General features: G+C 68.8%; 20 protein-coding genes and 1 pseudogene. 9 read left to right on the top strand and 12 right to left on the bottom strand.

The window, feature by feature from the left end; genetic code table 11:
• Nucleotides 1–31 precede the first annotated feature (31 nt).
• Nucleotides 32–2,584, bottom strand: coding sequence for an ATP-binding protein (locus ACWGE0_RS10760; protein WP_452260672.1), 2,553 nt, complete (start codon nucleotides 2,582–2,584; stop codon nucleotides 32–34).
• Nucleotides 2,585–2,699: 115 nt separating this feature from the next.
• Between ACWGE0_RS10760 and ACWGE0_RS10755 the strand changes: the two genes are divergently transcribed.
• Nucleotides 2,700–5,498: a BTAD domain-containing putative transcriptional regulator gene (locus ACWGE0_RS10755; protein ID WP_452260671.1), complete on the top strand. Its 2,799-nt coding sequence runs from the start codon at nucleotides 2,700–2,702 to the stop codon at nucleotides 5,496–5,498.
• 79 nt (nucleotides 5,499–5,577) lie between these two features.
• Here the strand turns inward: ACWGE0_RS10755 and ACWGE0_RS10750 are convergent, their stop codons facing one another.
• The 7 genes and pseudogenes from ACWGE0_RS10750 to ACWGE0_RS10720 all read right to left on the bottom strand — a co-directional run.
• Nucleotides 5,578–5,994: an Imm1 family immunity protein gene (locus tag ACWGE0_RS10750; RefSeq protein WP_452260670.1), complete on the bottom strand. Its 417-nt coding sequence runs from the start codon at nucleotides 5,992–5,994 to the stop codon at nucleotides 5,578–5,580.
• Nucleotides 5,982–6,767 (bottom strand): DddA-like double-stranded DNA deaminase toxin, encoded by a 786-nt coding sequence (locus ACWGE0_RS10745; RefSeq protein WP_452260669.1) that lies wholly within the window; start codon nucleotides 6,765–6,767, stop codon nucleotides 5,982–5,984. The genes ACWGE0_RS10750 and ACWGE0_RS10745 overlap by 13 nt, the downstream gene beginning before the upstream one ends.
• Before the next feature lie 100 nt (nucleotides 6,768–6,867).
• Nucleotides 6,868–7,398: a DUF742 domain-containing protein gene (locus ACWGE0_RS10740; RefSeq protein ID WP_452260668.1), complete on the bottom strand. Its 531-nt coding sequence runs from the start codon at nucleotides 7,396–7,398 to the stop codon at nucleotides 6,868–6,870.
• Complete coding sequence (locus ACWGE0_RS10735; protein WP_319967895.1) at nucleotides 7,395–7,793, bottom strand: roadblock/LC7 domain-containing protein; 399 nt, start codon at nucleotides 7,791–7,793, stop codon at nucleotides 7,395–7,397. Before ACWGE0_RS10735 ends, ACWGE0_RS10740 begins: the two co-directional genes overlap by 4 nt.
• Entirely contained in the window at nucleotides 7,790–9,901 is a 2,112-nt protein-coding gene (locus ACWGE0_RS10730) for a sensor histidine kinase (protein ID WP_452260667.1), read from the bottom strand. Before ACWGE0_RS10730 ends, ACWGE0_RS10735 begins: the two co-directional genes overlap by 4 nt.
• Nucleotides 9,901–10,026: an MFS transporter small subunit gene (locus ACWGE0_RS10725; protein WP_256557306.1), complete on the bottom strand. Its 126-nt coding sequence runs from the start codon at nucleotides 10,024–10,026 to the stop codon at nucleotides 9,901–9,903. Before ACWGE0_RS10725 ends, ACWGE0_RS10730 begins: the two co-directional genes overlap by 1 nt.
• Before the next feature lie 125 nt (nucleotides 10,027–10,151).
• A pseudogene (locus tag ACWGE0_RS10720) lies at nucleotides 10,152–11,477 on the bottom strand (OFA family MFS transporter); the annotation flags it as partial.
• A 300-nt stretch (nucleotides 11,478–11,777) separates the two neighbouring features.
• Here ACWGE0_RS10720 and ACWGE0_RS10715 point away from each other — a divergent pair.
• Together ACWGE0_RS10715 and ACWGE0_RS10710 are read left to right on the top strand one after the other, a co-directional pair.
• A complete protein-coding gene (locus ACWGE0_RS10715; RefSeq protein ID WP_452260666.1) occupies nucleotides 11,778–12,194 on the top strand; it encodes a DUF485 domain-containing protein in 417 nt (138 codons plus the stop codon).
• A gap of 3 nt (nucleotides 12,195–12,197) precedes the next feature.
• On the top strand, nucleotides 12,198–13,778 hold the full coding sequence (locus ACWGE0_RS10710) for a solute symporter family protein (protein WP_452260665.1): 1,581 nt from the start codon (nucleotides 12,198–12,200) through the stop codon (nucleotides 13,776–13,778).
• A gap of 14 nt (nucleotides 13,779–13,792) precedes the next feature.
• Here the strand turns inward: ACWGE0_RS10710 and ACWGE0_RS10705 are convergent, their stop codons facing one another.
• The 3 genes from ACWGE0_RS10705 to ACWGE0_RS10695 are packed head-to-tail and all read right to left on the bottom strand — an operon-like array spanning nucleotide 13,793 to nucleotide 16,304.
• Nucleotides 13,793–14,440 carry a response regulator gene (locus ACWGE0_RS10705; protein ID WP_452260664.1) on the bottom strand — a complete coding sequence of 216 codons (648 nt, stop codon included), beginning with the start codon at nucleotides 14,438–14,440 and terminating at the stop codon, nucleotides 13,793–13,795.
• On the bottom strand, nucleotides 14,437–15,816 hold the full coding sequence (locus ACWGE0_RS10700; RefSeq protein WP_452260663.1) for a sensor histidine kinase: 1,380 nt from the start codon (nucleotides 15,814–15,816) through the stop codon (nucleotides 14,437–14,439). The genes ACWGE0_RS10705 and ACWGE0_RS10700 overlap by 4 nt, the downstream gene beginning before the upstream one ends.
• A gap of 8 nt (nucleotides 15,817–15,824) precedes the next feature.
• Nucleotides 15,825–16,304, bottom strand: a complete 480-nt coding sequence (locus ACWGE0_RS10695; RefSeq protein ID WP_452260662.1) for a phosphatase PAP2 family protein — start codon at nucleotides 16,302–16,304, stop codon at nucleotides 15,825–15,827.
• 388 nt (nucleotides 16,305–16,692) lie between these two features.
• Here ACWGE0_RS10695 and ACWGE0_RS10690 point away from each other — a divergent pair, with 388 nt between their 5' ends.
• The 6 genes from ACWGE0_RS10690 to ACWGE0_RS10665 all read left to right on the top strand — a co-directional run bounded on the left by ACWGE0_RS10690 (nucleotide 16,693) and on the right by ACWGE0_RS10665 (nucleotide 23,774).
• Nucleotides 16,693–18,504: a hypothetical protein gene (locus ACWGE0_RS10690; RefSeq protein WP_452260661.1), complete on the top strand. Its 1,812-nt coding sequence runs from the start codon at nucleotides 16,693–16,695 to the stop codon at nucleotides 18,502–18,504.
• On the top strand, nucleotides 18,504–20,111 hold the full coding sequence (locus ACWGE0_RS10685) for a hypothetical protein (RefSeq protein WP_452260660.1): 1,608 nt from the start codon (nucleotides 18,504–18,506) through the stop codon (nucleotides 20,109–20,111). Before ACWGE0_RS10690 ends, ACWGE0_RS10685 begins: the two co-directional genes overlap by 1 nt.
• An 11-nt stretch (nucleotides 20,112–20,122) precedes the next feature.
• Nucleotides 20,123–20,266 (top strand): hypothetical protein, encoded by a 144-nt coding sequence (locus ACWGE0_RS10680; RefSeq protein ID WP_452260659.1) that lies wholly within the window; start codon nucleotides 20,123–20,125, stop codon nucleotides 20,264–20,266.
• A 27-nt stretch (nucleotides 20,267–20,293) separates the two neighbouring features.
• A complete protein-coding gene (locus tag ACWGE0_RS10675) occupies nucleotides 20,294–20,497 on the top strand; it encodes a hypothetical protein (protein WP_452260658.1) in 204 nt (67 codons plus the stop codon).
• Between the two features lie 280 nt (nucleotides 20,498–20,777).
• A complete protein-coding gene (locus tag ACWGE0_RS10670) occupies nucleotides 20,778–22,016 on the top strand; it encodes a YeeE/YedE family protein (RefSeq protein WP_452260657.1) in 1,239 nt (412 codons plus the stop codon).
• A 306-nt stretch (nucleotides 22,017–22,322) separates the two neighbouring features.
• Complete coding sequence (locus ACWGE0_RS10665; RefSeq protein WP_452260656.1) at nucleotides 22,323–23,774, top strand: MFS transporter; 1,452 nt, start codon at nucleotides 22,323–22,325, stop codon at nucleotides 23,772–23,774.
• Here ACWGE0_RS10665 and ACWGE0_RS10660 read toward each other — a convergent pair.
• Nucleotides 23,705–24,274: a DinB family protein gene (locus ACWGE0_RS10660; RefSeq protein WP_452260655.1), complete on the bottom strand. Its 570-nt coding sequence runs from the start codon at nucleotides 24,272–24,274 to the stop codon at nucleotides 23,705–23,707. The two genes, ACWGE0_RS10665 and ACWGE0_RS10660, sit on opposite strands and share 70 nt — an antisense overlap.
• Between the last annotated feature and the right edge of the window lie 4 nt (nucleotides 24,275–24,278).

Here is a 24,278-nt window from a genome sequence, read left to right as displayed (position 1 = left end):
CAACCTCCCCCAGATAGAGACCTCGACCGTATCAGCGACCGAGGCGTCCTACCTGGGCTGCCACCCCGGCCCTGGACCGCACCTCCAGCTTGGCGAAGATCCGCGAGAGGTGGCCTTCCACGGTCTTCTCGGCCATCCGGAGCTGCCGGGCGACCTGGCGGTTCGTCAGGCCCTCGCCCACGAGCTGGGCGACCTGGCGTTCCCGTGAAGTGAGTGCGTCGAGCCCGTCCTGGGCCGGGATCGGCGCACCGCAGGCGGCCAGCAACTCCTGTGCGCGGCGGAGTTCGGCCTCGCCCTCCGCCCGTGCGCCGAGGGAGACGAGCGCGGCACCCCTGGTCAGCCGCGCTCGCCCCTCCTCGAGTTGCTGACCTGCCGTGTCGAAGTGGTGCACGGCCTGGGCGGCCCGTTGTCCGGCCTCCGCGTGCTCGCCGCGTGCCTGGTGCACCTGGGCCCACGCCAGGTCCGCGAACCCGAGGCAGCCCGGCAGTCCGGCCCGCTCGGCCGTTGCCGCCGCGTGCTCGGCCCAGTCGGCGGAACCTGTTGCCTGCACGAGAAGTTCGTACATCTCCGGCCGGTAGGCGGGTGGGACCCTGGGCAGTTCCGCGCCGCCGCCGGCCGAGAGGATCTCGAACGCCGCCGCGTCCTTCTCCCCCGCCGCGAGCAGCGCGTGGCCGACCCGGATCCGGGCGATCGTCGGGTGCCAGCCCTCGATCGCGCGAGCCACGTCGACGGCTCGGCGCGCCACCTCAAGTCCGGTGATGTAGTCGCCTCGCAACGTGAGCAACCACGAGTGCACCGAGAGCGTGAGGGCGTGCAGGTCCTTGCTGCCGCTGAGGAACGCCGCTTCGGCCGCCTCCGCAGCGCCCTCGCAGGCTTCCTTCAGGCAGCCGAGCCAGCGCAACGCGTTCGCGACGCCGAGCAGCAGGTTGCCGAGCACGTGGTGCTGCCCGGTCGAATGGGCGACGGCGAGAGCACGTTCGTAATGCCTCAACGATTCCCGGAACCGGCCGAGGCGCAGTTCACTCCACGCCAGCCAGACCACGGATTCCAGTCTGCGGGCCACGTCCCGGTCCGTCGCACCGTCCACAGCGGACGCGGCGGAGGTGAGCCGGGACGCGTCGCCGTCCGACAGCGAGGCCACCGCGGCCGCGCCGGCCTCCAGAACCGCGTCACCCTCGCGTTGCGCGATCTCCCGCACGTCCGCCAGCAGGGAGGCGATCGTGTCCGCCGACTCCATGACCTGCAGCAGTGACACGGACAGGACGAGCTTCAGCACCGCGTTGTCCTGCGCGGATTCCAGCTCCCGGGCCGCCAGCGCCCTGACCTCGGCGTGCAGGCCGAGTGCACGTTCCACGTGGGCGCAGAAGGCCACGACGTCGAGCCGTTGCGGATGGTCCTTGGGCAAGGCGTTCAGCAGGTCGTGAAGTGCGGCGCGGCTGTCGTTGAGGCGTCCGGAAAGGCCGAGTGCACGGGCGTGCCCCCAACGCAGTTCCCATTCGTCGTCGGTGCTCAACGCCAACGCCGTCGCGTACCACTGGGCCGCGGTCGCCGGTGCCTTGTGCATCACCGAGTTCGCTGCGGCGGACAGGATGCTGACGGCGTGCCGATCCCCCTGTGTCGCGGCCAGTTCGACGTGGTGGGCGCGGGCTTCCGCTGGTGCGCCAAGGCGTTCGAGCACCTTCGCGGCTCTGCTGTGGGCCTTGTGCCTGGTGGCGACCGGGGCCGAGTGGTAGGCGGCGTTGCGGACGGTCGGATGCCGGAAGTGGTAGGCCCGCTGGTCGTGCCGGACCAGGTCGGCGGCGATGAGGTCGTCCAGCGCGGTGAGGGCGTCCTCGACGTCCAGGTCCGCGATCTCGGCCACGACCGCAGCCTCGAACTGGTCGCCCATGACCGCCGCGACCTGCAACAACCTGGCGGTTCGCGGTGCCAGCACGGACATCTCGCCTCTCAGCGCGGCTTGCAGCGCCTCCGATCCACCCGCGAGCGTCTCCAGGTAGAACGGGTTGCCGCCACTCTCGTCGTACAACGCCTTGCTGACCGGCGCTTTCAGCAGTTCCGCGGCTTCGACCCTGGTCAGCGGGCCGAGTTCGACGACCGGCAGGCAGTGCATCCGCAGCTGGCGCGGCCGGAACCCGCAGGCGATCTTGGTCTGCGGCGGCCGGTGCCGGATCAGGTGGTGGAGCAGGTCCATCGACGCCGCGTCGGCCCAGTGCAGGTCGTCGAGCACCAGCAGGACGTCACCGAGGCCGTGCAGCAACGACCTGATCTCCCGGTGCAGCCGGTGCCTCCCGATCGCGGTGAGGTCGGCGCCCAGGTCGAGCGTCCAGTGTTCGCCGAGCGCGTCCACGAACACGCCGAACGGGATGCTGCGCTCGAACTCGCCGATCCGCCCGGCGAGCACGCGCGGGTGGTGCGCGGCGAGGGCGCCGAGCAACGTGGACTTGCCCATGCCCGGATCACCGGCCAGGGCCACGGCGCCGTCGTTCAGGTGCCGGGTGAGCTGCTGCCATTCGCGGTCGCGGCCGACCCGAGGGGTTTCCCTCGTTGTGGCCGCGATCGGGTCGCTGACAATCTGAGCCGTCACGGCTCGCAGCCTGCCGACGGCGTGCATCGTTTCCGCACCGTGGGCGCATTTGCGCTGCTAGCGGTGTGGCGATTCGCCTCACACGGCCCGCGCTACGCCGCTAGTGTCGCTTTTCGTGCGGTTTCGTGTGCTGGGTCCACTCGACGTCTCCCCTGGTGAGGTCGTGGGCCCGCGCAAGCGCAAGATCCTCACCGCGCTGCTGCTCAACGCGGGCCGCGTGGTGAGCGTCGACCAGCTGACCGCCGCCGTCTGGGACGCCGATCCACCTCAGACCGCCGCCCGTCAGATCCGCAACACGACCACGTCGTTGCGCCGCGACCTCGTTGCGGCAGGTGCTCCGGACGGGGTGATCGCGGCCGGCGGGCCGGGGTTCGTGCTGGACCTGACGGGGTGCTGGTTCGACCTGGCCGAGTTCGACCGGCTGGTGGTCTCCGATCCGGCCGGTGCGCTGGCGTTGTGGCGCGGTCCGGCGTTGGACGGGCTGGGCAGCGCGGCGCTGGCTCCTGCCGCCGAGGCCCTGGACGCGCGGCGGCTCGCGGCCCTGGAACAACGCATCGGCGCCGATCTCGACTCCGGCGGGGACGTGCTGGAGGAGGTTCGCGCGCTCGTTTCGCTGCACCCGTACCGCGAGACGCTCGTTGCTTTGCTGATGCGGTCCTACTACTTGGCCGGACGTCAGGCCGATGCGCTCGCCGCCTACCAGCGCCTGCGTGATCTGCTGGACGCCGAGCTGGGTGTCGTTCCGTCTCCGGCTGTTCGCTCGCTCTACGAACAGATCCTGCGCCAGGACCTGGACGCCGGCGTGTCCGGTCCGCGTCAGCTCCCGCCGCCTTCAGACCTGTGTGGACGGTCCGCACTGGTGGCCGAGGTGGTTTCCGCGCTCCCGGTGGTGGTGCTGACCGGGCAGGGTGGCGTCGGGAAGTCCGCCTTGGCCGTCCGGGTCGCGCATGATCTCGCTGCTCGTTATCCCGGTGGTCAGCTGTACGCCAAGCTGCTGGGGTCCTCCGCCTTCGAGGTGCTGGGCAGGTTCCTGCGTGCGTTGGGCGTGCCGCCCAACGAGGTGCCCGCTGATCTGGACGAACGCGCCGCCGTCTACCGCTCGCTGCTGGCTTCGCGCCGGGTGCTGGTCGTGCTGGACGACGCCTTGGACGAGCGCCAGGTCCGGCCGTTGCTGCCCGGCTATCCGGGCTCGGCTCTGCTGGTGACCTCGCGCCGTTCGCTGGCCGCTCTGCGCGAGGCCCGGCACATCGTCGTTCCCGTGCTGGATCTGGACGACGCGGCCGCAATGCTTGCAGGGTCCGACGATGTCTCAGCCAGGTCCCTTGCCGTCCTTTGTGGACGTTTGCCGCTGGCGTTGAGCGTGCTGGCGGCCCGGCTGACCCGCCCGGACATGACCCCGGCCCGGTTGCTGACGCGGCTGGTGGGCCAGCGCGCGTTGCTCGACGAGCTGGCGGTCGGCGACCTCGACGTGCGCGGCAGCATCGCGCTGAGCTACCGGGCCCTGTCCCCCGCCGCCGGTCTGGCGTTCCGCCGCCTCGGTCTGCTGGGCGGCGTGACGATGCCGGCGTGGGTGCTGGCCGCGTTCGCCGACCAGCCGTGGGAGGCCGGCGAACGCCTGCTCGACGACCTGCTGTCCTGCCACCTGGCCGAGCCAGCGGGCGTCGACGAGGCCGGCCAGTCCCGCTTCTTCCTGCACGACCTGGTGCACGAGTTCGCGTCCGAGCTCGTCGTCCAGGAGTCCGTCGCCGACCGGCGTGCCGCCGTGACACGCCTGGTCCACGGCCTGCTGGCGTTGGCCGCCACCGCCGACGACCGCCTGGGCCACGGAACCGTGCTGTCCCACGCCCTCATCCCGGGCAACGCCCCCGGCACGGCGCTGGAGCTGGCGAGCACCCGCCCGTTCGACTGGTTCGAGGCGGAACGCGACGTCCTGGTGGCCGTCATCCAGCAGGCCGCGTCCCTCTCGCTGGCGGACGAGGCCTCCGAACTGGCCGTGCGCACCCGCTCGTTCTTCTCGGTGCGCCAGTACTTCACCGAGGGCGAGGCCGTCACCCGCGCGGTGATCGACTGCCTGCCGGGCCCCGACCCGCGCAAACTCGTGAACATCCGCGCTTTGTTCGCGCTGTACACGCAGCAGGACCGCAACGCGGAACTCCCGGCCCTCGCCGCCGAGGTGCAGGCCATCGCGGGACAAGTAGGTGATCCGCTGGGGATCGCGGAGGCGCGCTGGCAGGTGGCCGCGACCGCCGCCCGGTTCGGCCAGCTCTTCGAGGCCGTCGCTGCTTTTCGGGTGTGTGCCGCGGAGTTCGCCACCTGTGGCACGCCGGTCCACGACGCCCTGACGCGGTGGGGGCTCGGGATCGCGCTGGCCGACCTCGGGCTGCCCGAGGCCGCGGTGGTGTTGAAGTCGTTCCTGGGCGATCCGCCGTCGCGGCTCACGTCGATGGGGCTGAAGGAGTACGCGGAGCTGTTGATCGACGCCGGCCGGCCCGACGAGGCGGTGGAAACGCTGGAGGTCGCTCGCTCGGCGATCCTGGAGATGGACGATCGGCCCGGGCTCGCGCACCTCGACCTGGTGCACGGGTACGCGGACTTCGTGGCCGGCCACGCTGATCTGGCGGTTTCCCGGCTTCGGTCCGCTTTGGAGGTGCTGCGGGAGCACCGTGATCCGCAGGGCACGGCGGTGGCGTTGCGGCGGCTCGGTGACGTGACAGGAGATCGCGCCTGCTGGGAGGAGGCGGCGGCGATCTTCCGCCGGATCTCGCTGCCGCTGGAGCTGATGCGGACGTTGGTGCGGCTGGGCGACCCCGAGGGTGAGCGGCTGCTCGCGGAGCTGGGGCTGCCGCGGGCATGCTTGCGCAGGGGTACCCCCGAGCCGGGAACCCCTACATCTCAACGTACTCAGGGGGTCTGACACTCAGCGGGTCCGGCCACTCGGCAGGTCCGGCACTCGGCGGGTCCGGCACTCAGCTGCGGCTGGAGAGCTACCACCGTCAATCTGCGTCAACCAGGTGAAGTTCGGCGAAGTCGGCGGGGATGTGCCCACCGTGCTCCAAGTAGGCCGCGAGCACGACACGCACGATCTCCAGCGGTACCACCTGCTGCGCTGGGATCTCTTGAGTGTTGGCCGCGAAGTCGAACAACGCCGTCCCCGTAGCGGTGTGGTCGCCCAGTGTCGCGCGCGCCGGGTCCCAGTACTCCTGCACAAAGCCGGACTCTGCTCCGATGCCCGCGTACAGGTGCGGGAAGCCGTAAGGGTCCTCGTTGATCGCGAGTTCGACGATCGAGGGGACAGGACCCCCGTCCAACTCCATCACGCGGGTGATCAGCTCAGACAGCTCGTCCTGTGTGCTGATCAACAGCGGGGATTCGCCGGTCTCGTGGTCGTAGATTGCCTTCAGCGTTGCCACGGTGCCCGTGTCCCTCCTGCGATTGTCTGCTGGTAGCCGTCCGGACCATGGATGGTCAGCGTTGAGCCTGCGGGGAGAATCGCCCCGACCAGCACTGTGCATCCGAAGTCACCTGGACACGGCTTGTTGTCGATCACCACGGTAGCGTGCTGGATACCGTTGTTGCGCATGTGCACCGCGAGCTTGGTTTCGACGTGCCATGCGGCGAATGGAAGTCCTGGACGGGGCATCATGAGGGACTTGAGGCACTCCGCGACCGCCTTGTCGTCCGGCCCTTCCCCACTCACGATCTCGTTGTCCGGGTGGTCTGGCGCGAACCATCGTCCGTGGGTTTTCTGACCGCTTTTCCGTTGTCTCGAAACTGGCAGTTGCTCCCGGAGTTGCCTGATGTGCTCCGGTGAACCCTGCCTCGGCGCACTTGAACTCGGTGGCGGAAGCAAAACCCGCGGCGAACGGGTCGACGCAACTGGAGCGGCAGGCGTATTCGGAGGCCTGCCGCCCAACTCCAGTCTCCTGACCATGCCCTGAATCGCGTCCGCGACGGTCCCGAGCCCTGACGTCAGCCCTTCAGGCTCTCGGATGCCGTCGACAGCGTTCGTGAACAGTGCGCGCGTTTCTTCAACGTCCGCTTGCAGCGATCCCTCTCCGGCGACCACGAGAAGCTCACATGCGGCCTCGGCGAGTTCCGCCGCGCTATGCGCCGCGCTGATCGCATCTTCGATCTTGCCAAGCGCGCCGTTGAGCGCGGCCCCCACGTCGCCGATCGATGCCACGGTTCCCTCCGCCGTCCCCACCGCCCGGATGGAGACTCCGGCCAGCGCTGCGGCAGAACCCCAACGTACTCACGGGGTCTGACACTCGGCGGCGGCCCGATCAGAGCCGCCGCAGCCCCGCCAGCACCCGCTCCAGCAATGCGCTGTCCGGCCGATCCTCCCCGTAGGACGACGCGGTCCGGTGCACATCGATCAACCCGTGCGACGCCATGTCACCGAGCAGCACCTTGGTGACCCCCAACGGCAGCCCGCGCAGAGCAGCGATCTCCGCCACCGACCGCGGCGAGTGGCACAGGGCCAGCACGTCCTGGTGTTCCGGGCGCACGGCGGTGGCCGAGCGCTCGTTCACCGACACCAGGGTTTCGATCTCCAGGTGCACGTCGGACGTGGTGCGGCCGCCGGTCCACGCGTAGGCGCGCACGATCGAGGACGACGTTTCCATCGACGTCTCGATCGACGGCAGTGGCGGGACCGGCTCGAAGGGCAGCGTGGCGTACGGGTCCGGTTCCGGTGGGGGTTCCGGGGCGCGCTGGGCCTTCTTCTTGCCGCGCTTGCGGATTCGTTCGCTGTCGAAGCTGAAACCGCTGATCAGGTCACCGAAGTTGACCTGCTCGTCGGGATCTCCGTTCATGCCAGCTCGGCCCGCAGTTCCGGCGTGAGCAGCTGGCCCACTTGGCGCACGACCACCGTCATCTCGTACGCCACCTGCGCGACGTCAGAAGAAGAGGAAGCCAGCACCGCCAGGACCGAGCCGTCGCTGATCGACGACAACAGCATGACGCCGCGGTCCATCTGCACGACCGTGCGGACCACTGCCTCGCCGGCGAAGCACTTGGAGGCCGACTCCGCGAGGGAGACCACGCCGGCCACGATCGCCGCGAACTGCGGGGCGACGTGTGCGGGCAGCTTCGTGGACGAGATCAACACCAAGCCGTCGGCCGAGATCACCACGGCGTGCTCGATGCCTGGTGTGCGTTCGGCGAAGTTGGTGACCAGCCAGCCGAACTGGTCCACCTGCGTGCTCATCGACTCTCCTGGTGGTCGGGAAGGCCTCGCTGCACACCGCGCTGGAAGGCGTCGAGGAAGCCTCGGGCCGACTCCGGCGTCTGACGTGCGGGCGCGGGGGGAGGCGGCGGTGCGGCGGCGGGTGTCGTCTGCTGGAACCAGGACGCCTGCTGCTGCACGATCGCTTCCCCGCGGAAAGACTCCCAGGACTCCTCCCGTCGTGGTGCCAGTTCGGCCGGAACCAACACGATCGCGCGAGTCCCCTTGCCCTGTTGGGCATCGAGACGTACCACGATCTGGTGGCGTTCGGCGAGCCTGCCGACGACGAAAAGTCCCATTTCACGGAAGACCTGGACGTCCGCGCCATCGCCGGCGGCCTCGAGACGGCGGTTCACGATCGCCAGTGCCTCGGGGTCGATGCCGATGCCGTGGTCGACCACGTCGATCTGCACGATGTCGCCCGCCTCGATCGACGCGCTGATCGAGACCTGGGTGTGCGGCGGCGAGAAAGCCGTTGCGTTGTCAAGAAGTTCGGCCAGCAGCCGGACGAGGTCGCTTGCGACATAACCGACTACTTCGGCACCGGGCGCCGTGTGCACCATCACCCGTTGGTACTGCTCGATCTCCGCGGCCGCCGCGCGCAGCACGTCGGTCAGCGGGATCGGACGGGTGAACCGCCGTGCCACGTCGCCGCCGGAGAGCACCATGAGGTTCTCGTTGTTGCGGCGCATGCGGGTGGCGAGGTGGTCGAGCTTGAAGAGGTTCGCGAGCTGGTCCGGGTCCTCTTCGTACTTCTCCAGCTCCTCCATCAGCTTGAGCTGGCGTTCGACGAGGCTCTGACTGCGCCGAGAGAGGTTCACGAAGATGTTGCGCATGTTCGCGCGCATGCCGGCCTGCTCGATGACCGACCGGACGGCCTGCTGGTGCACCGCGTCGAACGCGCGCGCCACCTGGCCGAACTCCTCGGTCGTCTCCACCGGCACCGGCTCGATCTCGGTGCTGCCGCGTCCGGTTGCCACCATTTCGGGAAGTTTGTGCCACGCCACTTCGAGAGCGGAGCGGCGCAACGCGTTCAGCGAGCGCAGCAGGTAGCGGCCGACGACGAACCCGATGGTGCCGGCCAGGATCAGGCTGGCGAACAGGATCGCGGACGCGGTACCGGCGGCGTCGCTCGTCTCGTCGCGCAGGCGGTCGGCGGTGGCGCGCAGGTCGTCCTGCAGACCCGTCACCACGGTGCCCATCGACGTCACGACAGCGCCCGTCGCCTTGCTCCAGTCCGCCGCCGCGATCGGCAACGGCCTGGGCTTGGCCGCGTTGTTGTTGCCGGGGTTGTTGCCTGTGTTGTTGCTCGCGTTCGACCCGTCCGAGGTCGGGTGCAGCACCGCGGCGGCCAGCATCGTGCGCTGTGCCTCGATGTCCGGGCCGTTGAAGTTCTTGCCGTAGGTCTTCATCTGGTCCGGCGTCGCGAGCGCGGCGAACTCGCCCGCGATGTAGCCGAGCTTGACGTTCGACTCGACCAGCGACCGCACCTCGGCGTTGGTCAGCTGGCCGCGGGTGAGCCCGGACAGCACGACCGCCTGCTGGTACAGGACCTGATCGCGCACGTGCACCACGTGGTGCAGGCCCATCGCCGTGCGCAGCAGCGCGGCGTCGCCGAACTCGCTCGCGATCACCTCGTCCACGTCGAGCAACGAGTCGGTGAGCTCGCTGTAGGCCTTGATCACGGCCGGCACGTCGTTGGTCCGCTCGCGCAACGCGTCCAGATCGCCGACCCTGCCCTGCACGTCGTTCATGCGGGCGGTCACGACCTCGCTGAGCGAGGTCTTCGCGATCTGGTCGCGCAACGCCGCGCGGGCGTCGTCGGTGCGCTTGACCTGTTCTGCGAGCAACTGCGGACCGACGCCCTCCGCGACGATCCGCCGTTCCGACTGCACGCCCTCGATCACGGGGATCAGGGCGGCGCGGACCTTCACCAGCCGCTGGAGCGCCGCGTAGGACTCGGCGCGTTCCATCTGGGAATTGATCTGCAACACGCCGGAGCCCACCGCGATGGTGACCGGAACGATCAACACCGCGGCGAGCTTCACCGGCAGGCGCCAGTTGCGCCAGTTGACGAGCGCGTTGAACATCAGACGAAGAGCTTGGCCGCGTTCAGGAAGAGCCGGTACAGGCCGTACGCGAGCGGGAGACCCACCCACAGCCACGCACCGATCAGCAGCAACGTGCTTGACCGGTTTTCTTGGGGTGAGCTCACTTCTTCACCACGCCTTCCGCCTCTTCCTTCTCAGCCGACTCTGCGACGTCCGCAGCCTCGGCCTCGTTCCACTTGGCGACCGTCGCGTCGTCGTCCGACTTCGGCGCGGGCTTCTCGGTCTCCTCGACGGCCTTCGGCTCGTGGAACTTCGGGTTGACCGGGCGGATCAACTCGTTCGCGACGAAACCAACGACCAGCAGCGAGATCATGATGTAGAACGACGTCGCGTACAAGTCAGGACCGACATGTCCGGCCTTCTTGCCCGCGTCCGCGATGGCGTTGACGATCAGCGGCCCGAGCACGCCGGCCACCGACCACGCGGTCAGCAGGCGACCGTGGATCGCGCCGACCTGGTAGGTGCCGAACAGGTCGCGCAGGTACGCCGGCACGGTCGCGAAGCCCGCGCCGTAGAACGACAGGATCACCATCGCCGCGATCACGAACAGCGGGGTGCTGCTCGGGCCGAACGTCAGCAGCACCAGGTAGAGCAGCGCGCCGACACCGAGGTAGAGGCGGTAGATGTTCTTGCGCCCCACGATGTCCGAGGTGGACGACCAGATGAACCGGCCGGCCATGTTGGCTGCGCTGAGCAGTGCCACGAAACCGGTGGCTGCCGTCGCGGCGACCGGCGTCGAGGACTCCTTGAAGAAGTCGACCAGCATCGGCGCGGCCTTCTCCAGGATGCCGATGCCCGCGGTGACGTTGAAGCACAGCACGACCCAGAGCAGCCAGAACTGCGGCGTCTTGATGGCGTTGTTCGCGGAGACGTTGAAGGAGACGGTGCCCTTCGGCTTGTCCTTGAGCAGCGCCGCCTTCGCCTCGGTGAACTCCTTGGAGGGCAGGCGGATCAGCAGCACGCCGACGCTCATGAAGACCGCGTAGACGACGCCGTGGATGAGGAAGGCCTTGCCGATTCCCGACGTCGAGGTGTTGCCGAACGCCGTCAGCATCGAGGTGGACCACGGTGACGCGATCAACGCTCCGCCGCCGAAGCCCATGATCGCGATGCCGGTCGCCATGCCCGGCCGGTCGGGGAACCACTTGATCAGCGTGGACACCGGCGAGATGTAGCCGATGCCGAGACCGATGCCGCCGATCAGGCCGTAGCCCACGACGACGACCCAGTACTGACCGGCCCACACGCCCACGGCCGAGATCAGCAGGCCGGAGCAGAAGGCGATCAGGGACATCAACATCGCCCAGCGCGGACCCCTGCGCTCGACGGTCGTGCCGAGCACCGCCGCCGACAACCCGAGCATCACGATGCCGAGCTGGAAGGGCAGTGCGGACTGCGTTCCCGTGATGCCGAGCGATTTCTCCAGCGGCGTCTTGAAGACGCTCCAGGCGTAGGCCTGACCAATGGAGAGATGAATCGCCAGAGCAGCGGGCGGAACTAGCCAGCGGTTCCATCCGGGAGGCGCGACTTGGCGTTCGCGCGCTAAGAACCCCACTTTATCCCCAACCGTCACCAAATACGCGGACCGATCGATCCTAGGCCAGGTGCACACGTGCGACAACGGTCTGGACCAGCTCAGCTGTGTTGCACTACATGCAACAGAACCTCAAGTTCAGCTCAAACACCGTGCTACAACACCTAAGACGTACCATTTGAGACAAATGCAGTGTCCGGTTTTGCCCGTTTCCCGGCATTCGGGCGCCTCTCGGGCACGGTGTCGAATCGTCGAACAAGCGTTGACTGCACACGTGAGAGCGCTACAGTGGTCGCCGCACGCATGAGGGGCGGGTAGTACATGACCAAGGCGATGCGGTCGCCTGGAGAAACACAGCAGGAGTACCGGGAAATCCGGGGTTTCGCGTCCTTCGACGACCCCGAGACTTTGTCGTACGTCGATTCCGACGGCAAACCGAACTTCGCTCTGATTCAGCAGACCGACGAATTCCGCTCCCTGCGCCGACGACTCACAACGTTCATCTTCCCGATGACCGCGCTTTTCCTCACGTCCTACTTGACGTTCGTGCTGCTGTCCGCGTATGCGAAAGAGTTCGTCAGCATCAAGGTGATCGGCGTGATCAACCTCGGCATCCTGCTGGGCTTGAGCCAGTTTGTGACATCGATCATCATCACGCTCGGTTATGCCCGTTACGCAAAGCGACGGCTGGACCCGCAGCGCAAATTGCTCGCCGAGAAGACAGGCGTCGAGGAGTAAGTCATGCCCACCACCGGCAACCCGGTGCTGAACCTCAGCGTCTTCGCGGTGTTCGTCCTGATCACCCTGTACATCGTCTACCGCTTCAGCAGCCGGAACGTGACGGCGTCGGACTACTACGCCGCGGGCAGCTCGTTCACCGGCGCCCAGAACGGCGTGGCGCTGTCCGGTGACTTCCTGTCCGCCGCGTCGTTCCTCGGCATCTCCGGCGGCATCGCGGCGCACGGCTACGACGGGTTCCTCTACTCCGTCGGCTGGGTCGTCGCGTGGCTCGTCGGCCTGCTGCTGATCGCGGAGGGCCTGCGCAACACCGGCCGCTTCACCGTCGGCGACGTGCTGGCGTTCCGCATGAAGCAACGCCCGGTCCGCGCGGCCGCGGCCAACGCCACCCTGGTGATCTCGTTCTTCTACATGATCGCGCAGATGGCGGGCGCCGGCGGCCTGATCGCGTTGCTGCTCAACGTGTCCTCGAAGTGGGGCCAGGCGATCCTGATCGCGGTGGTCGGCATGGTCATGGTGCTCTACGTGCTGCTCGGCGGCATGAAGGGCACGACCTGGGTGCAGATCATCAAGGCCGTCCTGCTGCTGCTCTGCGTGACGCTGATGAGCGTCTTCCTGCTCGGCAAGTTCGGTTTCAGCCTGTCGGCGATCATGCAGCAGGCCACCGAGAACAACAAGCTCGGCGAGGCCGTCCTCGACCCCGGCGCGAAGTACGGTTTCAGCGCGATGTCCAAACTGGACTTCGTCTCGCTCGCGCTGTCCTTAGTGCTGGGCATCGCATCCCTGCCGCACGTGCTGATGCGCTTCTACACCGTGCCGAACGCCTCCGAGGCCCGTCGTTCGGTCGTGTGGGCGACCTGGACGATGGTCATCTTCTACCTCTGCACGCTGGTGATCGGCTTCGGCGCGATGGCGCTGGTGGGCACCGACACCATCGCCGCCGCACCAGGTGGCGAGAACTCCGCCGCGCCACTGCTGGCGTTCCGGATCGGCGGCGCCGTGCTGCTGGGCATCGTGTCCGCGGTGGCGTTCGCGACGATCCTCGCGGTCGTAGCCGGCCTCACTCTGGCGGCCTCCGCCTCGTTCGCCCATGACGTCTACGCCAACGTGATCAAGCGCGGCAACGCCGAACCCCGCAGGGAGATCCGGGTCGCCCGGCTGACCGCGGTGGTCGTCGGGCTGCTGTCGATCATCGGCGGCATCGCGGCGAACGGGCAGAACGTGGCGTTCCTCGTGTCGCTGGCGCTGGCACTGGCCGCCTCGGCGAACCTGTCGACGATCCTCTACACGATCTTCTGGCGCCGCTTCAACACCACCGGCACCCTGTGGAGCATCTACGGCGGCCTGGGCTCGTGCCTGACGCTGATCATCTTCTCGCCGGTGATGTCCGGCTCGAAGACCTCGATCTTCCCGGACATCGACTTCGCGTGGTTCCCGCTCGGCAACCCCGGCCTCGTCTCGATCCCGTTCTCGTTCCTCTGCGGCTTCCTCGCGACGATCTTCTCGAAGCGCGAGCCGGAGATGGCGGCCAAGGCGGCGGAGATGGAAGTCCGCGCGATCTCGGGCATCGGGGCCCGCACCTGATCGAACGGGCCTGATCAGTCCGGGATGATCCCGGACTCGTGGGCGATGATCGCGGCCTGGACGCGGTTCTTGACGCCGAGCTGCCGGAAGATCGTGCTCACGTACACCTTCACGGTGCCCTCGACGACGTGGATGCGGGCCGCGATCTCGGCGTTCGACAGCCCGGCGCCGACCAGCCCGAGCACCTCGCGCTCGCGTGCGGTCAGGACCTCGATCCGTTGCGTCGCAAGGGGTCGTGGATGCGCCCTGGACAGCTGATCGACGACTCTCTTGGCCACCAACGGAGACAGGAACGCGCCACCGCCCGCGACGGCGCGCACGCCGGAGATGATCTCCTGCGGATCACCGGTCTTCAGCACGAAACCGGCGGCACCCTCCCCCAGCGCCCGGCTGATGTACGCGTCGTCCGCGAACGTCGTGAGCACCAGGGTTTTCGTGGCCGGATGGCACTCGCGGACCACCCTGGCCGCGTCCAGGCCGTCGAACACGGGCATGCGGATGTCGAGCACGGCGACGTCAGGCCGGTGCCGGGCGACCAGATCGATCGCCTCGCTGCCGTTCTGCGCCTCCGCGACCACCTCGATGTCACCGGCGGTCCCGAGCACGGCCTTCACGCCGAACCTGACCACCGGTTCGTCGTCCGCCAGCACGACCCTGATCAACCGGTCCTCCTCGCGAGCCACTCCTTGGACACCAGCCGATCATCCCGGAAGCACAGCTGGTGGAGGTCGTGCCGGGTGTTGTCGAACGGGTTGGCGTGCGTGCTGTAGTAGCGGCATTCGGTGTCGGCAGGTGCCCTCACGCCCAGAGGGTTGTCGACGCGGGTGCGCAGCGGCAGGTCCAGGTCGTCCTCCAGCTGTCCGAGCTGGGCCTGTGCGAACTGTCGCGACGTGAGCACTGATGTCGCCGCGTCGAACACCATGTAGCCCGGCACGCCGATCGCGATCCCCGCACACACGGCGGACGTGATCAGCACGGTCCTACGAGCGCTCTTGCGGATCTCTTCCTCTGCGCGTTCGCGTCGCACATGCGTAGGCGTGGTTCTCGCTCGCGGGCGTTCCGGGAGCTTGGCCCTCACCTCGAACCCGCCCTCGTCCGTCGGCGCGGCTTCGAACCAGCCACCGACCAGCGCGACGCGTTCGGCGAGGCCCACCAGTCCCTTGCCGCTGCCCACCGCGAGCGTTTTCGGCGCCGGACCGTTCGTGATCCGCAGCTCGAGGTTCGCGGTCAGGCTCACGGTGACCTTCGCGCCCGGCGCGTGCTTGATCACGTTCGTCAGCGCCTCGGCGGCCACGCGATGCACGGTTCGGGCGATGATGCCGTCGATCGCGGTCCTGCGCTCGTTGCTCAACTCCGCGTCGAGACCGCTCCTGGCAACGACTTCCTCGATCGTCGCCACAGGTTCGTCCTCGTCGGCCCTGAGCACCTGCATGACGTCGGCGAGCCGTTCCGCCGCGGCCGTGACGCTGGCTCGCGCGGTCTTGGCTGCCTCACGTTGTTGTGCGGTCAGGGTTGGTTCCAGTTCCAGCGCGCCCACGAGCAGGGCGGCGCGCGCCAGTTCGTGGCCAACCAGGTCGTGCATCTCACCGGCGAGGCGGGCGCGTTCGGCGTTGCGGGCGTTGTCGACGTCCCGTTCCAGCATCGCCGCGTGCTCCCAGCCGACCTCGCGCAGCTCCGCGAACTGCCGCCGGAACCGTCCGAAGGCCCACGGCACGACGCCGAGCACACCGATGCCGGAGGTGACCGCGAGCGCGGTGTCCGACCCGCCCCGTTCGGTGAGGGCGACCACGACACCGGCGATCTCCGCCACGGCGAGCGCGATCGCCGTGGCCCGCGGGTCTTTCGCATTCCGCCCGGCGAGAAAGCCGACCAGTGCCAGTGCGGGAGCGAGCGCGACCACCCTGACGTCGAACTCGACGCTGACGAGGTAGCAGACGAGCCAGGCACCCAGCGCGATGCCCAGAGCGACCGCGGGTCGCGTGCGCACGACGGCGAAAGCCGCGACGAACAAGACCAGGTAGAGCGCTGCCTCCCACACAAAGCTCATCATCCCAGGCGTTGCAGAACCACGGTCGGCGCGTCGTCGTTGCTCCGCTGCTTCTTCTTGAGCAGCACCGCGATTCCCCACGACACCAACGCACCGAGCACCAACCCGGCCAGCACGTCGTGTACATAGTGGACACCCACGACAACCCGCGACGCCGCCGCCGCGACCGCGCAGACCGCCGCCAACCAGCCGAGCGTCCGGTGCAGCGCCCAGATCGCCATCGCGGACGCCCCGGCGATCACCGAGTGGTTGCTGGGGAACGACCAGTCGCCCGGCTCCGGACACGCCGCCAGCGAAGGCGTTGTGCGACAGGGCCGTTCCTCCTGCACGACGAGCTTGACGACCTCGCTGACCGCGTAGGCCACCACCACCCCCGCCCCGGCGAGGAACGCCCTCAGCCGGAACCTGAACCACAGCGCCAAGAACATCAACGCGAACACACCCAGCACCGCGTCGGTGCCGATCACCAGCCAAGTCACCCAGCCGAAGCTACGAAGGCCACCGCTCGCGCACCTCTGCCGATCGGAACCGATCAGACCTTACTTTCGACAAGGAATGAGGTGGCACAAATAGCGCGACAAATGCGAAACATCGGCACCAGAGATGATCCCTGTACCGATATTCGACATCTCCCACTCTTTGGTCACCGGATTGACAACATTGGCCGACTATCGAGATCCTCAGCCACATGTGCACCGCTGTCGTCCTGGTAGGACGCCTTCACGTGGACCTGCGCCAGCAGGCCAGCGCACTCTGTCGCTCCCTCTGAGCGCCTTTCCCCCTTTGTGTCAACACATTCCGGCCGGTCTCTGCGCTGCGACCGAAACCGGGTGAATTCGGCGTGCCCAAAACAAGGAGAAGCCTTCAATGCGATGGCGAAAAACTCTGGCCGGAGCCGCGGTCGCGGTACTCGCGGCCGGCGTGGTCACGGCCAGCGGGGACAACTCCCCCGCTTATGCCGATGTGCAGACGACCGTGGACAGCAAGACCGCATCGGACGGCAAGTCGTACTGGGTGAAGAACCACCTCACCCGGGAAGCACAAACGTTGAGCAGCGGCCGCAAGAAGTGGCTTCTCGTCTGGGCTGGAGACGAGAACATCGCGGACACGCTCGTCAAAGACCTCAAGAACCTGCCGGGAAGCCTCGCCGGTGGCCTCGGCAAGGTCACCAACGCGTTGCCAGGGCCTGATTTCCTCGCGGTGATCGACGCGACGGAGGGTTCGCCGAGCTACGGCAAGGTCGTGAACACCGCGACCGTCGGGCCGTTGGTCGAGAACGAGCCGCACCACATGCAGTACGTGTGGCACAAGGGAGACACGGTCTACGCGGGCGCGCTGTTCGCGGCGGCCACCTACGCGTTCGACGTGAGTGCGCTGCCCGCGTTGAAGCTCAAGGGCATCAGCCTGCCGACGAACACGCTCGGCGGGTCTGTGCCGGACGCCTACTGGACGTTGAAGGACGGCACGGCGTACGGCACCTACATGGGCGGCCCCGTGGTGCCAGGTCCGTACCTCTACGCCAACGGCCAGACCGTGGTGGGCAACGGTTTCGCGGGCTCGCCCGGCGCGCTGGTGCGGTTCGACCAGACCGGCAAGGTGTTGTCGCAGACCTCCGCCGCCACACCACAGGGCGACGACCCCAAGCTGTGCGCGAACCTGCCTCGGCTGGGGGCGGCGACGTGCGCGAACCCGCACGGCATCCAGGCTCGCGAGGACCTGAACATCCTCGTGACGTCCGACTACGCCGAGCCGCGCAACATCATTCTCGACCCGGTCAAGGCGCCCTCGCCCTACCTGCGCCGCCCGACGGTCCGCACGTGGGACATCTCCGACCGCAACGCCCCGAAGCTCAAGGCCGTCAGCTACCTGCAGAACGGGCCCCGCTCCGATCCCGCCGACCCGCTGCACCAGGAGAGCCGCGCGGTCATGGAGACGACGGTGACGAACCTGCCCGGTCACAAGGGCGCGTTCGCCCAGACCATGCAGGGCGGCGCGGTGCACTACACGCCGGACATCACGGCCGCCGAGCCGCACTGGTACGAGGTGTTCGACGACGGGTCCGCCGGCAAGGCGATCCACGCGGGCAACGACTCGAACGGCGGCGGTTCGAACGGTGGCTGGATCCAGACCTCGCCGGACGACAAGTACCTGTACCGCGCCATTTCCGGACGGGGCAAGGGCGCGCTCGGCCCGAACGACCCCGGCACCACCGGTGGCGTGTACGTGCTGAACATCGAGAAGCTGCTCGCGGCGGGCACGTCGTTCCAGTGCCGCATCGACACGCTGGCCGAGGCGCAGAACGGCGGCGCGGAGTCCGACTGCCCGACGCTCGCGGGTGCCGTCCCGATCAACCCCGGCACGCCCGCCGCGGGTCCGCACTGGGGCGCCTACGACAACTTCGAGCTCGGCGGTGACGGCTTCTACCGCGAGATCACCTCGCCCAAGCGCATCGCGGTGTCGAACTACTTCGTCGCGCGCACCGGTCTCGACGGCGACCACAAGGTCAACATCGTGAAGATCGGCGACGGCGGTCAGCTGACCCTCGACACGTCGTTCAAGGACGAGTTCTCCGGCCAGGTCGGCATCAACTTCAACCGCAAGGACTGGCCGCACGGCCCGTTCGGCAACGCGAAGCCGCACTCGGAGCTGTTCGTGATCACGGATGCGGACGTGAAGTAATGGATCATCCCCACGGAGGTTTCGAGGCGGTAGAAGGCGTCTCGGTCTGGGTCGTCGTCGTGCGGCTCGCGCTGCTGCTCGTCTCGGCGCTGATCGCCGGCTCCGGGATCGCGGTCGTGGTCCCGAAACGGGTGAGGGCCGCGAACTTCGCACTCGCGGCGCTGGCCGTCGGGCTCGTCACCGTGTCGCTGGCGGTTTTCGACGCGCACGTGCTGGGCGCGCTGGCACACGTGGTGCTCGTAGTCCTCGTGCCGGTGCTGCTCGGCCGGCCTGCCGCGAGGTGGGTGGCGGCGGCGTTGACGTTGCTGCTGGTGATCGAGACCTCCGTGGGGGATTCCGGTCTGTTGCTGGTGGCCAACACCGTCTACGTGACCGGCGCGGTCGCGTGGGTGGCGCTGGCGCTGTCCTCTTCGCCGCGCGCTCGGCAGCACGCGCTGTCGTTGGGCGTGGTGCTCTCGCTGGCGGGCCTGGTGCGGCTGGTGTCGTCCGGGCTCGCGTTCGACCGCCGGGTCTACGAGACTGCGCTCGGCGTCGGTCTGGTGGTCGTGGTGCTGCTTCCGTTGGCAGCGCTGGGGATTCGCCGGTACGGCACTCTCGCGGTCGCGGCCGGCCTGCTCGCCTGGAGCGGCCTCGCCGCGATCCCCTCGCCGCAGGAGCTGCCCGTGCCGGGTGTCCCGGTGCTGGCCTCGGCCGGGCAGGTCCCGGTGCTGATCAGCCCGCACCGGCCCGGTCCCAACCTGGTGCACTTCCCGTCCGGGAACCACCAGGTGCGGGTCGGGGACGGCCCGGAAGTGCCCGCCGTGCCTTCCACTGGCGCGGACGGCACGTGGGCGCTGGTCGACCTGCCCGCCGGGCGTGGCGAGATCACGGTGACTTCGGGCGAGGACAGCTTCGGGGTCTCGTTCGACACCGGCACCGCACCCGGCCCGGCGGCGGATGTCGAGTGCGCCACGGCGGCGCTCGGCGGTCTGGTGAGCGGACGACGGGACGTGCTCACGTCCTGCCCTGCCGACTCACTGTCCACTGAGGACTCTGACACGCTTGGCAAGCTGTTGGTGTTCCTGAAGAACAAGGGCGTCACCAGCGTCAAACTCGTCTCGGACAGCACACCGCGCGGCGTTGCGGCCGCCGCGCTGGTGCGGTCCAGCATCGAGGTGAAGGACTCCGCTGACGCGCTGGTCGTGTTGTCCGGCTGGTCCGACGCATACCGGGCGTTGTCCCGGGCGGGCGTCGAGCAGGCAGAACGCCCGGTCTACCCGCACGGCCTGTACGTCGCGCCGTGGTTGCTGACGACCCCCATCGCGACCTCGGTGACCACGTTGGCCGTGCCACTGCGGTTCGACCCGCGCGAACAACTGCCGATCGGCTACGCGGTCGAGGTGGGCAACAAGTTCGGCGGCACGAACCCGACGCCCGCCGGGTTCCGGTCCTGGCTGCGCGGCCAGTCCGCCGGCGACCAGGTCCAGATCTACGCGGTCGCGCAGGTGACCGCGATGCCGATGGGGCCGGGCGAGGCGCACGGCCCCGGCATGCCCATGCAGGAAGAGCTTGCGGGGCAATGGATCCCGAAAGCCACCGTCGTACCGGTCAGTCCGGTGCTCAGCTGAAGGAGAGAGAAGTGGCTGCTGCGCAGTTCCTCGCCGAGTCCACGCCGATCTGGGTCCTGCCCGGCGTCGACCTAGGCCCGATCCTCGACCCGGCCATCGGCGTTCCCGCCGCTCTGGCACCGATCTTCGAACTGCTCAAGTTCGTCGGCGGCTGATTTTTCCTCACCACGAAAGGAAGTTCCATGAAGAAGATCGTTGCGGCGGCGCTGTTGAGCGGGGCCGTGCTCGCTGGTTTCACTTCTCCCGCGCTGGCTGACCCGGTCGTCGTGGACAAGCCGGACACCAGCGACCTCAACGACAAGTGGACGACCGCGCCGCTCGGTGTGCCGGTCTTCGGCCTGATCGAGTCGATCGTCAAGGCGCCCAACTACATCATCCCCAACTAGTAGCCCGCGGCGGCGCGGGACCTGGCGCGCCGGTTTGCGATCAGCGGGACGTCTCGCGGTACCGCTCCCGACGCTCCGGTGCTGCGCCAGGGGTGAACCCACGGCGACGCCGGGCGTGAGGCCCGGTCTGGCTCCAGCGCCGGGTCCGCTCTCGCCGTCACGCCGGGCCCGACCCCGGCGTGACGGCGTTGGGGGCGGCACTGCGGACGCACCCGCTTTATCGCGATCTGGCCGCCGAGGTTTCTCGCGCCATGGCACCCCGACCCCTGAGGAGTTCCCGGTGACGACCCAGTACTTCCCGACATCCTGCGCGGCCCCGGTTCCCGCCCCCGAGGAACCGGTCCGCACCGTCCCGCTCGTCGTCGCCGGGCTCCTGGCGGTCGGCCTCACCTGGTTCGTGTGGGCAGGCTACGGCCCGAAACAGGGCGTGCTGCTCGCCCTCGGCCTGGCGCTGGGCCTCGCGTTGTTCCACTCCCGCTTCGGTTTCACGTCCGCGTGGCGCCAGCTGATCGCCGTCGGCAACGGCGAGGGCCTGCGCGCCCACACCCTGCTGCTCGGCACCGCGGCCACGCTGATCGCGTTGATCATCTCGACCGGCTCCGGCCTGTTCGGCTCGGTGCCCAAGGCCGTCGGCAACCCACTCGGCCTGGCGTTGCTGGTGGGCGCGGTGCTGTTCTCGATCGGCATGCAACTCGGCGGCGCATGCGCGTCCGGCACGTTGTTCGCGGTCGGGTCCGGGCAGTCGACGATCGTGTTGACGCTGTTCGGTTTCATCGCGGGATCCGTGGTCTACACGTGGGCTTTCCCGCTGTTCGACGGCTGGCCCGCGTTCCCCGCCGTGGTGCTGTCCGAACACGTCGGCTGGTGGGGTTCCTGGCTGATCACCATCGCCCTGCTCGGTGCCATCGTCGTGGCAACCAGGCTGATCCAGGCCCGCCGCAACCCACCGCCGGCCGACGTGGTGCCGACCGCGCGGGGCTTGGCGCGGGTGGTTCGCGGCTCGTGGCCGATCCTGGTCGGCGCGGTGGTGCTGGGAGTGCTGGCGGCGGCGGTGTTCCTGGTGTCCGGCGGGATCTGGGGAGTCACGTTCGCGTTCGCGTTGTGGGGCGCGAAGGTCGTGCAGCTAGTCGGGCTGCATCCAGAGGCGTGGGAGTTCTGGCAGACGCCCGCCAACGCCAAGGCGCTCGCCGCTCCGATCTGGACGGACAAGACGTCGCTGACCAACATCGGCATCATGGTCGGCGCGGCAATCGCTGCGGCGGCGGCCGGGGCGTGGAAGATTCACAGCACGATTCCGTGGCGTACGGCGCTGGCCGCCGTGCTGGGAGGTGTGCTGATGGGCATCGGGGCTCGGCTGGCCGGTGGCTGCAACATCGGCGCGTACCTCGGCGGCATCTCCGTCGGGTCGTTGCACGGGTGGCTGTGGGGCGTGTTCGCGCTCGGCGGCACCTGGATCGGGCTGAAGTTGCGGCCGTTGTTCGGGTTGGCGAACCCGAAGCCGAGCGACTCGGTCTGCTGATGAGAGCCGGTGTGCTGGTGAGACTCGGTGTGCCGACGAGAACCGGCGTGCTGGTGAGACTCGGTGTGCCGACGAGAACCGGCGTGCTGGTGAGACTCGGTATGACGATGGGACACGGTGTGCTGACGAGATCATGTGCGCCCCCTCGCGACCTTCCGCTTGCGCGATGCGGATGACCATGGTTTACGTACATCCACAGGACGGCGCCAGGCGTGGATCCGGACGAGCTTCACCCGGTCGAGTGACGCCACCGCCCCGAACCAGCGCACCGCCCCGAGCCGGCGCACCGGGCCCGACCAGCCCGCCGTGCCGGACCAGCTCAGCGCGCCGGTCCAGCTCAGCGCGCCGAACGAGCGCACGGTGCCGCACCAGCCCACCGGGCCGCACCAGCGCACCACGCCGGACCAGTCCACCGGGCCGGGCCAGCGCGCCTCGCCGAACCAGCCCACCGGGCCGAACCAGCACACCGGGCCAGACCGGCGCACCGCCCCGAACCAGTCCACCGGGCCCAACCAGCGCACGGTGCCCAACCAGCCCACCGGGCCCAACCAGCGCACGGTGCCCAACCAGCCCACCGGGCCCAACCAGCGGACCGTGCCCAACCAGCGCGCCAGACCGGGCCGGCGCGCCGTGCTGATCCAGCGGGCAGCCATCGCGCTCGTCCAGGTCCTCGGCCTGGCCGTGTGGTTCTCGATGTCCGCGGTCGTCCCCTCCCTCCGCGACGAGTGGGGCATCAGCGCGGGCGCGGCCGTGTGGCTGACCGCGTCCGTGCAGCTCGGGTTCGTCACAGGGGCGGTCGGGGCCACGGTGCTCAACCTCGCCGACCGCGTCCGGCCGCATCTGCTGCTCGCGGCGTCCGCGGCGGCGGGTGCGGTGCTCACGCTGGTGCTCGGGCTGACGGTGGACGGGCTGGGCGCCGCGATTCCGTTGCGGTTCCTCACCGGGGTGGCGTTGGCCGGGGTCTATCCGGTGGGCATGAAGCTGATGGCGTCCTGGTCGGAGTCCAGGAATCGGGGCCGGGCGCTCGGGGTGTTGATCGGGGCGTTGACGCTCGGCAGTGCGCTCCCCCACGTGTTCGGGCAGCTGCCGTGGCGCGAGGTGCTGGTGGCCGCCGCGGCGATCGCGTTCCTGGGTGCGTTGACGGCGTTGTTCTTCGTGCGGCCGGGGCCGTTCCTCACCGCCACGACGGCGCAGCTCAACCCGCGGTACGCCCTGCAGATGTTCCGCGAACGCAAGCCGCGGCTGGTGAACCTCGGCTACTTCGGGCACATGTGGGAGCTGTACGCGCTGTGGACGTGGCTGCCGACGTTCCTGCTGAGCTCGCAGGAGTCCGTCGGCGTCACCGTGTTCCTGACGATGGGCGTGGCGGGATTCGTCGGCTGCCTGATTGGCGGCTGGGCGGCGGACAGGTTCGGCCGCGCGCCCGCCGCGGTGGGTGCGCTGACGGTGAGCGGGCTTTGTTGCCTGCTCTCGCCGCTCGCTTGGGGCACGCCGTTGCTGATCGCGTTCTGCGCGGTGTGGGGTGCGTCGGTGATCGCCGACTCCGGGGTGTTCTCGGCGTCGTTGAGCGAGGTCGCCGACCCGCGCTACGTCGGGACGGCACTGACCGCGCTGACCGCCGTCGGGTTCGGGCTGACGGTGGTCAGCATCCAGCTCGTGCCGCTGCTCGCCGACGTGGTGACCTGGCGTTACGCGTTCTTGCTGCTCGTGCCGGGACCGGTGATCGGCGCGCTCGCCATGCTCAGGACCAGGTCGTAGTAGCCGTCGGGGTTGTCCGCGCCGGACCGTCCGTCGATCAGCTCCCGCACGACGTCGCAGTGGCCGGCGTGCTGCGCGGTCTCCGCCACGACGCGGACCAGCAGGTGCCCGAACGTGGTCTGGCGCCGGTGCTCCGGCCACCACGCCACGGAAGCCGGTGCGTCCAGCGGCAACGAAGCGATCGACTCGTCGGAGTGCTGCCAGGCCCTGCGGTACAGGCCGACGATGTACTCGCGGGTCTCGGTGGGCTTGACCCACATGTCGCCGTTCTCCCAGACCGAACCGTCCTCGTTCCACGGCAACAACACCGGTGCGGGGCGCCCAGCACTATCGCCCAGGTAACCGAACTCGATGCCGACCAGATGCTTCACCAGGCCGAGCAGGTTGGTACCGCTGGGCACCAACGGCCGGCGCGCGTCGTACTCGCTCAGGCCGTCCAAAGTGGACAACACGGAGTCGCGCGACTCCTGCAGGTACCGCTGGAGATCCTCGGCAATCATGGCC

It is taken from the genome of Lentzea sp. NPDC054927 (assembly GCF_053610285.1).
The sequence above is the reverse complement of the archived record's forward strand: the minus strand, read 5'-3'. Positions and strand labels throughout refer to the sequence as shown.

Bases quoted from the DNA above. Each gene is read 5' to 3' on its own strand.
- ACWGE0_RS10740 (WP_452260668.1), bottom strand. From the start codon at position 7,398: ATGAACGGAGATCCCGACGAGCAGGTCAACTTCGGTGACCTGATCAGC.
- ACWGE0_RS10735 (WP_319967895.1), bottom strand. From the start codon at position 7,793: ATGAGCACGCAGGTGGACCAGTTCGGCTGGCTGGTCACCAACTTCGCC.
- ACWGE0_RS10730 (WP_452260667.1), bottom strand. From the start codon at position 9,901: ATGTTCAACGCGCTCGTCAACTGGCGCAACTGGCGCCTGCCGGTGAAG.
- ACWGE0_RS10715 (WP_452260666.1), top strand. From the start codon at position 11,778: ATGACCAAGGCGATGCGGTCGCCTGGAGAAACACAGCAGGAGTACCGG.
- ACWGE0_RS10710 (WP_452260665.1), top strand. From the start codon at position 12,198: ATGCCCACCACCGGCAACCCGGTGCTGAACCTCAGCGTCTTCGCGGTG.
- ACWGE0_RS10690 (WP_452260661.1), top strand. From the start codon at position 16,693: ATGCGATGGCGAAAAACTCTGGCCGGAGCCGCGGTCGCGGTACTCGCG.
- ACWGE0_RS10685 (WP_452260660.1), top strand. From the start codon at position 18,504: ATGGATCATCCCCACGGAGGTTTCGAGGCGGTAGAAGGCGTCTCGGTC.
- ACWGE0_RS10675 (WP_452260658.1), top strand. From the start codon at position 20,294: ATGAAGAAGATCGTTGCGGCGGCGCTGTTGAGCGGGGCCGTGCTCGCT.
- ACWGE0_RS10660 (WP_452260655.1), bottom strand. From the start codon at position 24,274: ATGATTGCCGAGGATCTCCAGCGGTACCTGCAGGAGTCGCGCGACTCC.